At 58.4% G+C, this 12,246-nt stretch carries 10 protein-coding genes; 7 read left to right on the top strand and 3 right to left on the bottom strand.

The window, feature by feature from the left end; all coding sequences use genetic code 11:
- Nucleotides 1-622: 622 nt before the first annotated feature.
- A protein-coding gene (locus IWX64_RS15775) for an IS3 family transposase (RefSeq protein WP_196868082.1) occupies nucleotides 623-1,770 on the top strand; the annotation gives its coding sequence in 2 pieces (ribosomal slippage) (nucleotides 623-887 and nucleotides 887-1,770; 1,149 coding nt in all).
- Nucleotides 1,771-2,269: 499 nt separating this feature from the next.
- Here the strand turns inward: IWX64_RS15775 and IWX64_RS15780 are convergent.
- Together IWX64_RS15780 and IWX64_RS17155 are read right to left on the bottom strand one after the other, a co-directional pair.
- Nucleotides 2,270-2,968 (bottom strand): helix-turn-helix transcriptional regulator, encoded by a 699-nt coding sequence (locus IWX64_RS15780; protein WP_334683359.1) that lies wholly within the window; start codon nucleotides 2,966-2,968, stop codon nucleotides 2,270-2,272.
- A gap of 14 nt (nucleotides 2,969-2,982) precedes the next feature.
- Nucleotides 2,983-3,111, bottom strand: coding sequence for a hypothetical protein (locus IWX64_RS17155; protein WP_334683355.1), 129 nt, complete (start codon nucleotides 3,109-3,111; stop codon nucleotides 2,983-2,985).
- A gap of 101 nt (nucleotides 3,112-3,212) precedes the next feature.
- Here IWX64_RS17155 and IWX64_RS15785 point away from each other — a divergent pair, with 101 nt between their 5' ends.
- The 6 genes from IWX64_RS15785 (at nucleotide 3,213) to IWX64_RS17375 (ending at nucleotide 10,566) form a co-directional block, all read left to right on the top strand.
- Nucleotides 3,213-4,004: an SDR family NAD(P)-dependent oxidoreductase gene (locus IWX64_RS15785; protein WP_196868084.1), complete on the top strand. Its 792-nt coding sequence runs from the start codon at nucleotides 3,213-3,215 to the stop codon at nucleotides 4,002-4,004.
- 48 nt (nucleotides 4,005-4,052) lie between these two features.
- Nucleotides 4,053-5,012 (top strand): SDR family NAD(P)-dependent oxidoreductase, encoded by a 960-nt coding sequence (locus IWX64_RS15790; RefSeq protein WP_196868085.1) that lies wholly within the window; start codon nucleotides 4,053-4,055, stop codon nucleotides 5,010-5,012.
- 1,363 nt (nucleotides 5,013-6,375) lie between these two features.
- A complete protein-coding gene (locus tag IWX64_RS15795; RefSeq protein ID WP_334683357.1) occupies nucleotides 6,376-8,025 on the top strand; it encodes a carboxypeptidase regulatory-like domain-containing protein in 1,650 nt (549 codons plus the stop codon).
- 600 nt (nucleotides 8,026-8,625) lie between these two features.
- Nucleotides 8,626-9,438, top strand: coding sequence for an SRPBCC family protein (locus tag IWX64_RS17370; protein WP_442859068.1), 813 nt, complete (start codon nucleotides 8,626-8,628; stop codon nucleotides 9,436-9,438).
- On the top strand, nucleotides 9,435-10,118 hold the full coding sequence (locus IWX64_RS15800) for a DUF4166 domain-containing protein (protein WP_196868087.1): 684 nt from the start codon (nucleotides 9,435-9,437) through the stop codon (nucleotides 10,116-10,118). The genes IWX64_RS17370 and IWX64_RS15800 overlap by 4 nt, the downstream gene beginning before the upstream one ends.
- A gap of 322 nt (nucleotides 10,119-10,440) precedes the next feature.
- Nucleotides 10,441-10,566, top strand: a complete 126-nt coding sequence (locus IWX64_RS17375) for a transcriptional regulator (protein ID WP_196868089.1) — start codon at nucleotides 10,441-10,443, stop codon at nucleotides 10,564-10,566.
- Nucleotides 10,567-11,913: 1,347 nt separating this feature from the next.
- On the opposite strand, the gene IWX64_RS15810 is transcribed toward IWX64_RS17375, so the two are convergent.
- Nucleotides 11,914-12,198, bottom strand: coding sequence for a tetratricopeptide repeat protein (locus IWX64_RS15810; RefSeq protein WP_334683358.1), 285 nt, complete (start codon nucleotides 12,196-12,198; stop codon nucleotides 11,914-11,916).
- Between the last annotated feature and the right edge of the window lie 48 nt (nucleotides 12,199-12,246).

Below are 12,246 nucleotides of genomic sequence, written 5' to 3' on the forward strand. Positions count from 1 at the left end.
AGGCTGCTCTTAACGCCTTCGACATCACCTTCAACGGCCGACTCAGCGTCGGACGCTAACCCACAACACAACTAGTTACACCGAATTATTGACACACCCGGTGCGGCCGGGGATCCCTCTATGGATCGTCGGATGATCCGCGACGCTAGGCAAGGTTGAAGTTGCGCCAAAACCGATAGCGGGGAACGTGAGCCATCTGCCAGGACAACCGAGCATTTTAGTGACCGACGGAGTGAGCCATTGTGGTTGAGATGTGGGATCGGTTGAACGTTCCTCAGCGGTTGGTAGCGCAGGCTGCAGCGGTTGCTATGTTGTGGATCCTCACCTATTGGTCGTTGTTCCTGTGGTTCGTGTGGCTTGGGGGGGACTGCGCGTGGCGATTTCTGGTATTCCACTGGTCGGGATTGGGAGTACGTAGGTCTGGCCGTGACGGTTATCGTCTTGAGTCGATGCTTTGCCCTAATGCTCAACAGGGGCCTTGTCATTGGATCCATGTCTTTGTCGTTGTTCTTCGCTTTCGACGCTTCGACGCGAGGGGATGTTGGTTGGGTCCCCAGGTAGAAGTCCAGTGTTTGTGTGAGTTTCGTGTCCGAGAATGGACACAGGAGGAAATTCACGAATCATGGCACGCAGACACACCCCCGAGCAGGTCATCGCTAAGGTCCGGCAGGGCCAGAAGATGCTCAACGACGGACGCCCGATGGTCGAGGTCATCAAGGAGCTCCAGGTCACTGAGGCGACCTGGTATCGCTGGCTGAACCAGTACGGGTCCGAGAAGACCGCCGAGTCATCCAAACGGACCAAGGAATTGGAGAAGGAAAACGCCCGGCTCAAGCGCCTGCTGGCCGATCAGATCCTCGCCAATGACATTCTGAGCGAGGTGGCGCGGGGAAAATTCTGAGCCCCGAACCCCGCCGCCGTGCCGTGCGCATGGCGGTGGAGAAGTTCGGGGCTTCCGAACGCTTCGCCTGCGCGCTCCTGGGCCAGAACCGGTCCGCGTTCCGCAAGAAGAAATCCGACATGGGCTGCGAGGAGGCGCAACTCCGAACGGAGCTGCGCGCCGTGGCCGTGAAGCACCCTGCATGGGGCTGGCGGAAAGCCCGCTGGCACCTGTTGGCCCTGCCCGAGTGGGGCGGCGTGGCGCTGAACCGGAAGCGAGTGCGCCGGCTCTGGCGCGACGAAGGCCTCGTCTGTAAACCCAGGGCGCGGAAGAAGCGCCGGACCGGGCCCGGTGCCGGGGAGCAGAAACGGCTCAGGGCGGAGTATCCGATGCATGTGGTCAGCTTTGATTTCCAGTCGGATGTGACCTCCTGCGGCCGGCACATCCGGTTCTTCAACGTCATCGACGAATACACCCGCACCGCGCTGGCCATCATTCCCAGACGGTCGTTCAAGGCCGCCGACGTGGTCGCGGTGCTGGAGAACATCATCGCCGAAACCGGCACCGCCCCGGCCTACGTCAGGTGCGACAACGGGCCCGAGTTCACCGCTGAGGCACTGGTCAGCTGGTGCAACACCGCCGGGGTCGACACCGCCTTCATCGACCCGGGATCACCCTGGCAGAACGGCTTCATCGAATCCTTCAACGCCCAATTCAGAAGGGAACAACTCTCCGGAGAAATCATGGACAGCATGGCCGAAGCGAAGTATTTGGCCGAGGAATGGAAAGCTATCTACAATCATGAACGGCCCCACGGATCCCTGAACGGCATGACGCCCAACCGCTACTGGGAAAACTGGACGCAAGAAAACCAATTAGCTATCGCATAGACGCTGGACTGCTATCGGGGGCCCAACCAATGTGACCGGCACTTCGCTTGTTGGCATACCCGTCGTAGCAGTTGTAGCACTCCTGTTCATCGCGGTAGCCCTCGTGGGCTCCACCTATCGATTCCGGCTTGCCACCGAGGAGGGCGATGACGAGCTTGTGGGTCCTGAGTTGACTCGACCGTAAATGGGCAGGAAGTCAGACCCCTGAGCCGGACCGCCAGCTCGTGACTGCGCATGAACGAAGCATCCGCTCAAAAACCGTGCTACGGGGCCAGAAGTCTCCTCTAGCTGGAGAGCTATAGATCCTTAGGGGAGTAGCGATACTCGTAGCGAAGTTTCCTGATTTGTTTGATCGCCATGAAGATCAGAAGGGGCTCCCTGATCGGCTCGAATCCCTGGTCTGTGCGACAGGAAGCTCGGCTCGCATGCTCGTGCGAAGTGTGGGTCTCGGATTTGGGAGGTCCATGAGTTATGGGTGAATGCTCGACGGCGCCTTGAATCAGGTGGTCGTGGTGTTGGCCATGCTCCAGCTGGCGAGGAAGGGTAGTTTCCGTGTGGTGTCCGAATCGGGTTGCGCCGTATACACGATAAGGACCTGATCGGCGTTGCGTGTCGACGTCATGGTCTCGATGTCGAAGGACAATGTCCCCACATCGGGGTGGAGGATCTGCTTTGCGGCGGATGCATAATCCTGGACGCTGTGGTCCTCCCACCATCGTGCGGCGTCGAGGTCCCGCGATCTGAGTTCATCGATTAACGCGATCAGCCGGTGATCGTCGGGGTGGCGGCCGAGCTCACCGCGGAGAGCAGAGATTGAGGAGGCGGCGAAATGCTCCCAGTTCACGATGCGTTCCCGGGCGAGGGGTTCGAAGAACAGGTAGCGCATCAGGGATGAGCCGGGTCGTACGTCACCGAGGACGGCGGCGAGGAGCGCATTGGTCGCCAGCACTTCTCCCCGGCTGGCGAGAATGAGCGCCGGCACATGATCGATGACGGTCATCATCCGGAGCAACCCCGGGTCAGCGTGCTGCTCGACGGCGATTGGGGAACGGCGCCGCGGTGAGGGACTGGCCAGTGTGTGAAGGTGCTGCCGCTCTACTTCCGTCAGGCGCAGCGCCTTAGCCAGGGCGTCGAGGACGCTTCGGGAGACATTCGCCTGCCGTCCTTGTTCCATGCGGCTGTAGTAGTCGGAACTCACGCCGGCCAAGACCGCTAGTTCCTCCTTGCGTAGTCCGGGCACACGGCGCGGCCCGGGGAAGGCCCGCATACCGACGTCTGCGGGGTCAGGCTGTCGCGGCGGGAGCGCAGGAACAATCCGAGGTGCGTTCGATCAGCTGCCATGTCCTCACTGTAGGGTCTCGCGTACTGCTCTGCGTGGTCCTGTCATGCCCGGGTTGACTGTGATCTGGTTCCCGTGTCCGGCCCGGATGTAGAAATGATTCATGCCATTGACATCGATTAACCCATCCATCAGCGCCCGGTCCCTTGAGGGCCGGACTGCGCTCGTTACCGGTTCCACGAGCGGCATCGGGGCCGCCATCGCCTCTACCTTGGCGGCGGCTGGCGCGGAGGTCCTGGTGAGCGGACGTGACAAAACTCGCGGACAGACGGTCCTAACCCAGATCCGGGAAGAGGGAGGCCAGGCACGGTTTCTTGGCGTCGATCTGGCCGCCGACCACGGGGACCTGCGACAGTTCGCCATCGAAGCCACCGATCTGCTCGGAGGACGCATCGACATCCTCGTCAACAACGCGGGGATCTATCCTGCGACGACGACCGCGGAGCTTACCGACGGTGAGCTCGATGCCATGCTCGCCGTCAACGTGCGGGCGCCTCACGTTCTTGCGTCATTAATCCTTCCGGCCATGGCCGAGAATGGGGTGGGCGTGGTTGTCAACGTCGGTTCGTGGATGGCGTCGGTCGGTAACCCTTTCGCGGCCATGTATACGGCGACGAAGGCGGCCGTCGAGCAACTCACCAGGTCATGGGCCGCCGAATTCGGTCCCAGCGGTGTGCGTGTCAATACGATCTCCCCGGGAGTGACGCTGACCCCGGGTAACGAGGCAGCCCGCCCGATCCTCGATGCCATGACGGCCGTGACACCGGCGGGCGTGGTGGTACAACCCGAGGACATCGCGCAGGGAGTACTCTTCCTTGCCTCCGACGCCTCCCACATGATGCACGGAAGCATCCTGGCGATCGACGGGGGAATTCTCTCCACGCGGCCGGCTTGAGACCAAACAACCAGAAACAACTATGGGCACCATGACAGGACTCTCTCCATGGTACGTATCGATTCACCGTTCACTGCAACGAATACCGCCCGGGAGGTCGTCGAGGGTATCGATCTGTCCGGCCGCACCGCGATCGTCACCGGAGGCGCTTCGGGGATCGGCATCGAAACCGCTCGGGCACTCGCCCATGCCGGCGCGGACGTGACCCTCGCGGTCCGCGACATCAACGCCGGACAGCGTGTCGCGATGGAGATCACCCAGACCCACCCCGGTGCTGTCGTCCACGTCGCGCCCCTCGATCTCGCTGACATCGACTCGGTCAATCGGTTCGCGAACACGTGGTCGGCTCCGCTGCACGTGCTGATCAACAATGCTGGCGTTATGATGACTCCGCAATCGCGGACAGGGCCCGGGTGGGAGTTGCAATTCGCCACCAACCATCTCGGCCACTTCGCCCTCGCACACCGACTGCACAGTGCGCTAGCAGCCGCCGGTAACGCCAGGATCGTCTCGGTGAGTTCCAGCGGACACGGCATGTCCGACATCATCTACGAAGACCTGTTCTTCGAACGAAGACCGTACGACGCCAGTCAGGCCTACGGACAATCGAAAACAGCGAACGTGCTCTTCGCCGTCGAGGCAACAAGGCGATGGGCAGGCGACGGGATCACCGCGAACGCCGTCATGCCCGGCGGGATCTGGACCAACCTGCAGCGCCACTGGGATCCGGAGGTCCTGGCTACAACGAAGAAGCACGTCGCAGCTACGGGCCTGACCATTAAGACACCCGAGCAGGGCGCCGCAACCTCGGTCTTCGCTGCAACCTCCCCTTTGCTGGACGGCATCGGAGGACGATATCTGGAGGACTGCAGGGAAGCCGATGTGGTTCCTGCGATTAAGGACGGGATTTACGGGGTCCGGCACTACGCGCTGGACCACACCAGCGCGCGGCAACTCTGGGACGTCTCCCTCGACCTCCTGCAGCAAGCACCTACCCCGATGCACTGAGGGGTGAAACCGATCTGTGTCGGACCGGCGCACAGGTGCTGCATCGCGTACACCTCACGCCATGCAATAAACGATCGCCCTCAGCGGCAACATTCCATTTTTCTCTTATAGGAGCGTGATGATTACGTGCACGATGGGCTTGTTAGAGACTGCGCATTTCTGTTGAATCCTTCCTGAATATGGCCGACTTGGCTACAACCCGTCCCGTAGCACGGTTTTTGAGCGGATGCTTCGTTCATGCGCAGTCACGAGCTGGCGGTCCGGCTCAGGGGTCTGACTTCCTGCCCATTTACGGTCGAGTCAACTCAGGACCCACAAGCTCGTCATCGCCCTCCTCGGTGGCAAGCCGGAATCGATAGGTGGAGCCCACGAGGGCTACCGCGATGAACAGGAGTGCTACAACTGCTACGACGGGTATGCCAACAAGCGAAGTGCCGGTCACATCCCCTCGCGTCGAAGCGTCGAAAGCGAAGAACAACGACAAAGACATGGATCCAATGACAAGGCCCCTGTTGAGCATTAGGGCAAAGCATCGACTCAAGACGATAACCGTCACGGCCAGACCTACGTACTCCCAATCCCGACCAGTGGAATACCAGAAATCGCCACGCGCAGTCCCCCCCAAGCCACACGAACCACAGGAACAACGACCAATAGGTGAGGATCCACAACATAGCAACCGCTGCAGCCTGCGCTACCAACCGCTGAGGAACGTTCAACCGATCCCACATCTCAACCACAATGGCTCACTCCGTCGGTCACTAAAATGCTCGGTCGTCCTGGCAGATGGCTCACGTTCCCCGCTATCGGTTTTGGCGCAACTTCAACCTTGCCTAGCGTCGCGGATCATCCGACGATCCATAGAGGGATCCCCCACCGCGGCACTAGATCTCGCAAAACTGTGCGGATCGCTGCATGATGCGCAGTGAGATTCATTTGCGAACCTTTAGCCACGACAGTGCAGCACCCTGCGAAAACCCGGCATGGACTTTATTGGACGGCACTTCGAGGTACTTTCTAGTTCAACGTTGCGATTCTTGTCGCCAGATTTGCTCCAGCCCACTCCTGAACGATTCATTCTGACGAATTCGAACTTCCACGAAAAGTTGAGTAAGAGAAATGCACGGTACTTCGGCGTTGTGGTGCTTTGATCCTGCATAAAGATTCGGCATCGTTGGTGAAGATTCGGCATCGTTGGCTAACAAAGGACGGAATAGCGTCGAGAATAATTTCAAGACCGCTAAGACGTATTCCACTGTCTTGGCGCTAGTCTCGCCGCACAGTTCGAGGATGGGCTGATGCTTCGCATCTATGGAGGGGACCCCAATTGGGCATGAAGAAGGCATTACGAACGCAATCGCAGATGGGGTCCGTATCTAGGTGGCGCACCGCCCTTGTCGGCCTAGTCGCCACCGCTGTGGCTTTGGGAACAGGGCTACCGTCGGTCGCAGCCAATACAGGCGGCAGCATTTCCGGCACAATTACCGCCCCGGCCGGCAGCAGTCTCGTGGGAATCAATATCTCGGTTGTCGAAGAGGATTCCTATTTTTACGGCCACGCAATGCCCCAAGATGACGATGGATCGTTCACCGTCCAGGGGCTGCGCCCCGGCCAATACACTGTTCATGTCAGCGACGCGTTTGGGAACCTCGTTTCTGAGTACTACGGTGACGCGTTCGCTGTGTCGGATGCGGAACTCGTGAGCGTCGGTAATGGACCAACAACGGGCGTTGACCTCGACCTAGCCACCGGAGCCACCATCCAGGGATCGGTGACCGGCAAGGGCGATTCACGCCTCATCGTCTCCGCGTACGATACAGCCGATTATCCGCAATACGCCTCCTACGCGGAGGTGCAACCTGACGGAAGCTACGCGTTGGCAGGTCTCGCGCCCGGACGAGAGTACAAGCTCCAGTTCAGCATGATGGTCCACTCGTCCTTGGTCATTGCCCCCACCTGGTACGGCGGAGGCACATCGTTCACCACGGCCGAAAGCATCCTGATCGACAATCCTATCGAGACCGCCGAAAGTCTGCCTCTGGCCGAAAGCGGGACTATTGCTCTGAACATAGAGGGGAAGGCTGACGTTGAGATGACCTGTGTCTTCGCCTATCCGGCCACCGGGCGGACTGAACTTCCTGTTCGAGCACGTCCACAGACAGGGGAACCCTGCGGCTACTCTCCCGACGCTGTAGCAATGGAGATTGCACTAGGAAACACCCCGGAGCTGGAGTTTCGAGGATTGCCCGAAGGTTCCTACCGCCTGTACCTGAGTGAGCCATTCCCGCCGAGGGGCAGCAATCTTCGGCCTCTCACCCGCGCAGGGCAATGGATTTCCGGAGCGATCCTCAAGTCCAATGCCGCAGTAGTAACGGTCCAGGCAGGCCAGACCAGCGAAGCCCCCGCCGTCACCTATTTCCCAGCCAAATCCTTTACCGATGTGCCGACGGGCCTGCTGTTCCATGACGAAATCTCGTGGCTCGCATCCTCCGGAGTAACCACAGGATGGACCGGGCCGAATGGAACCAACACCTACCGCCCGGTCACCCCGATTGCCCGCGACGCCATGGCAGCCTTCGTGTACCGGTTGGCAGGATCGCCGGACTACGACGCACCGAAGGAATCCCCGTTTATCGATGTCTCAACCGAGAGCATGTACTACAAGGAGATCGCCTGGCTCGAATCCATGGGAATCAGCGCCGGATGGACAAATGGAAACGGCGATAAAGCATTCCGCCCGCTCAGCCCCATCGCCCGCGACGCCATGGCCGCGTTCCTCTACCGGTTCGCTGGCGAACCAGACACCGATCCGCAAACGCAGTCACCCTTTGCCGACGTCAGCGTCGAACAGGAACACTTCGAAGCCATCGCCTGGCTCGCATCCACCGGCATCAGCACCGGCTGGACCGAACCTGACGGACAAAAGACCTACCGCGCGCTCGACCCGGTGAACCGCGACGCAATGGCAGCATTCATGTTCCGCTACGCCGAGATGGTGAACGAACAACCATAAACCGAACCACGACAGTAGATGTCCCGGCCCGACACGCGGGCCGGGACGTCTTCCATTCAACGCATTATTCGTCGCTGTCCTCCCATAAAGGCTACAAACAGTCTTTTCGGTTAGAGCCAATTCACTCTTGCCTAGCGCGGAATTTCCTTCTGATTGGCCCTTCCGAGCTCATCATTTCGTCTCGTAGGAGCATGGGCATACGAGATGCTTGGGCCTTTAGGATTGCAGCATGGGCCGAACAGTTTGGATTGTCTGTCAGGACGAAACTCCTGACAATACCGTTCTCGGCGTGTTCGAGACACAGGAAGAAGCATGGGCACTTGCCACCGAGCTGCAGGGCTCATACGAGAACGGGGCAATTTGCTTCAGCTGGGAAGTCGGAACAAGGTGCGGCCAGGGACGTCGCTATTCGACAGATGCAAATCCTGCTACCTAAACCTGCCAGCCGCCCCAAGATGTTGAGCGCGGTGCGGTAAGGGATCGGCTACGGGCTCCGAAAATGGGCCGTATGGGAAACGGGATCATCGTGAGGGGTACGGCGCTCCAGACCCATAGATCCGAAGAGTATGAGCGGCCCAGTAAGCTACCGAGATGGGGGCAATGGGGAATAAGAAGGTAGCTGCCGCAGGTCGGAAGCAGATTTATGTCGAGACCCTAATAGGCGCATCTCTTGAGGAAGTATGGGATCTTAGCCAAAACCCTGAACAGCATCCCCGGTGGGATCTGCGATTTTCTAGCATTGTTCCGGTTGGCACAGACGATCAAGAGGTCACACATTTCCGCTATGCGTTCAATCTTCCGTTCTACACGATCGCGGGGATGGGTGTTTCCTTAGGACACCGTTTCCGGGCAGACGGGCAGGCAACTTCGGTACTGAAGTTCTCCACCGCGAACCCCTTATCGCCCATCAGGAAGGGCTCAGGCTACTGGCGCTATATTCCGACTGATCGCGGCACCAGGTTTATCACTGGATACACCTATGATCCGGGAATGGGATTAGTCGGCCGACTATTGGACTCCGGGTTCATCCGTCCAGCTCTTGGATGGGCGACGGCGGTGAGCTTCGACAGGCTCCGTCTCTGGGCAGAAACTGGGCAGGATCCGGCAACGGCACGAACTAGATGGATTCTCGACGGAGTCGCCCGAACAGCCGCCCTTATCGGCGCAACCACTTCTTTGAGGCGCGCTCTGTTTCAGCCCTGCCGGCACCGCATATTCCATCTTGCATTCTCTTCGGCAGCAATTGCTGCTGTCACTTTACTTCCGGCTCACCGAACGGTGCCTCGAGCCCGAAGATGCCTCAGACGCCCACTAGTGAAAGAGGCGGCATCTGCACCACCCACACTTGTAACGCTGCCAACTCCATTAGGCGTACCTTCGAAGCAAGGACATATGAAGGAAAACAGAGCATGACTTCCATTTTTAGGGAGGCTTTGGGAGAGGACTTCCAGCGGCTGCATCCAATGCTGCAGAAGCGTTTCGGTGTCGGCGTGGACTTCGGCTACGCCTGTATCGGTTCCGGCACCTTCGGCGAAGTGAAACGCGGTGCATGGTGGACGGTTCCTTTTCTGCGCTTGGGCGCCTTTCGCAACATTCTTTTCCCGGACAGAGGAACGAACGTTCCTTTCACCATTGAGAACTACCCTTACATCGATGGTCTCGGGCGGGAGACCGTAACGTTCGTGAGGACTCTTAGAATGAGTCCCCGAAGAATACGCCGTTTTGACGCAACGATGATCTACAGTCCGGAACAGGGACGAATCATCGACTACCTTGGCACCCACCAACATCTTGCGACGGGATTAGACCTCAAAGTCCTTACAGATGGTTCGCTATATCTCACCTCTGGAACACAACGCTTTTACGAGGGCATCTTCGGGTTCACCTTTCCGGCGTCACTCACCGGCACAGCAGAGCTTCACGAGGCGTATGACGAGATTCGCCAGGTCTTCACCGTCAGGATGCAGGTTCGCAACCCCCGCTTCGGATTCCTTTTCGGTTATAGCGGCACCTTCAACTGTGAATTCCCATCGATGACATCCACAGGTCTTCCCGACCATTTGAGGCCCATTCGGGAAGAGTCCCGCCAATAACGATGACCAAATGCTTGCGTTATTGGTCAAACAACAGAGCAATCACACGTCAGCATGCGCGTGGTAGATGTCGCGGTGGGGGATCGGTTTGCTACACCGCATGGAGCGATTCAGGGGCCCGGGCCAGCAGCATCATAATTGTTACTGGTTTTATCATGTTGATCGTCGTGTTCCTTATTGGCCGGGCGAACATCCGCACCGTGCGTCCACGGCACTTCAACCTGGTCGAAGGATTCGCTGCCCTCTGGTTAGGGGTAGGCGGAGGGAATGCCAACCAGGTCCTTGGGCCGGCCGGTTCCAATGAAGCTGAAGAGCGGGTTACCTGGAGGCCCAAAAATCATTCCTCGCGAAGAAGCCTCAGACCGTGTTTCGGTTGACCAGTAGAGGGCGCACGGCTTTCCGCGACCAGACCACCGCGCTCAGTGAAATCCAACGCGGCCTGCGATAACTACCGGGCCGGCCGGTGGAGAGTACGAATCAGTCACAGGTAATTCCTTCTCATAACCCCGGTGATGCCAATCGCTGATCTACAAGAATCGGCACACTGAACATATTTCATTCATCGTGGTCCAATCCGAAAAAGCCAGTGTCACTCTGCCAGTGGGCGTTGGGACTAATTCGGATCCTGTCGTTCTGTTGACTCCGGTGGCGGTGAGGGACGGCCTACTGTCAGGCACAAATGCTCAGTTGATGGAGTACGATCTCAGGCATGACTTCTTGCGTGGCGCTGCGTATGTGCCGACTATGAATACTGGTGCAACCGAATTATTCGCCATTTTGATTCCAATTTTCGTAGTTCTGCTGATAATCGCATTCGTGATTTGGCGTAATCAAGACAGAAGAGTGGTGCGGAAGGCGGGGGAGTCTTGGATCCGTATCGTTCCAAATAGACCTGACGAGGACTCAGGGATACGTTCCCAGCAGCAGCAGTGGGCAGGACTGGTGTTTCTGCTACTGGTTCTTGTTGTGTTAGTTGTACCCCCGTGGATACCAGCTTTGAGGAGCGGTGCGTGGGAGTGGGTAGTTCTTGCTGTTCAAACCGTCGTCGTGGGGTCGATGGTGGTATTCCTAGTTCGTGCCGTAAGGAAGCAAAGGAAAGATTACTGGCGTGAACGGGGTCAAGAACGGATGTAGCCAAAAGCAGGATCTACTGTCGCGTTGAGGGACCGCTGGAATACGCCACCCCTACCGCGACGCTTCTTCGGAGCAATCGAATCGGCCTTGCTTCCGTTCGGTTGGCTAACAACCAGCAACGGCTCGGTCCAAGGCGCCGATAGGACGATAATGGCAATAATACAAATCGAGGGGGATTCATGATGCTGATTGGAATCGCAATTGTCGGGGCGTGTCTTGGGGTGGTTTTAGCTTCGGCGCGTGTACCCAAAGTGAAGTGGGCGCCCGTGATAAGTTGTCTCATTCTTAGTGGCGCTGCCGCTGCCGTTCTCGTCTTCCGGGGCCAGGTTCTGCTTGTTGAAGGCTTAATGCTGCCCCTCGGGTTGATCATTGCCGAGGCCTTGTATGCTGGCGCTTTATGGATGCAACTTCGACTTGAACCCGGCGTTACCTATTGGGATTGGGTCGTTCGGTCAGTCACCCGATCAGGGTATCTGCGTCGTATGTATGGGGCGCAGCAAACGCGCAATGACGGCATTCCCGCGTCTCGAACCCACTGACAAGATTCATATACAAGAAGAATTCTTGGCATCATAGTTTCCTGCCAACCCACTCGGATGGTTGAACTCGGGTCCCGAGCGTTCAAGTCCCACGAACCGATCCTTCGCCGAAGCACCCCGATTCAGGGTGAAGCGAAAGTGCTCGGGAGTTGCGCCGCATAGTCGGTGAGGGCTCGTTTATATCCGTCCAGAGTGGGGATGAGGGCTCCTAGCGCCACCCGCAGCGAATCACCGTAACGGCCGTCGTCGTGCAGCGCCAAAGCAAGGAAAGCTTGGCGTGCACCCTCGTCAGTTCCAGCATGGGGCATTGATTCGAGAATCGACACAGCTTCAGCAAAGTCGCCGACATTGCGCAGGGTATGGTTGGGTCCCCGGGTAGGAGTCCGGTGACTGTGTGAGTTTCGCATCCGATAATGGATGCAGGAGGAAATTCACAGATTATGGCACGTAGACAT

Origin of the sequence: Arthrobacter sp. CAN_A212 (genome assembly GCF_015752345.1) — a bacterium.
Taxonomy (GTDB): Bacteria; Actinomycetota; Actinomycetes; order Actinomycetales; family Micrococcaceae; genus Arthrobacter_D.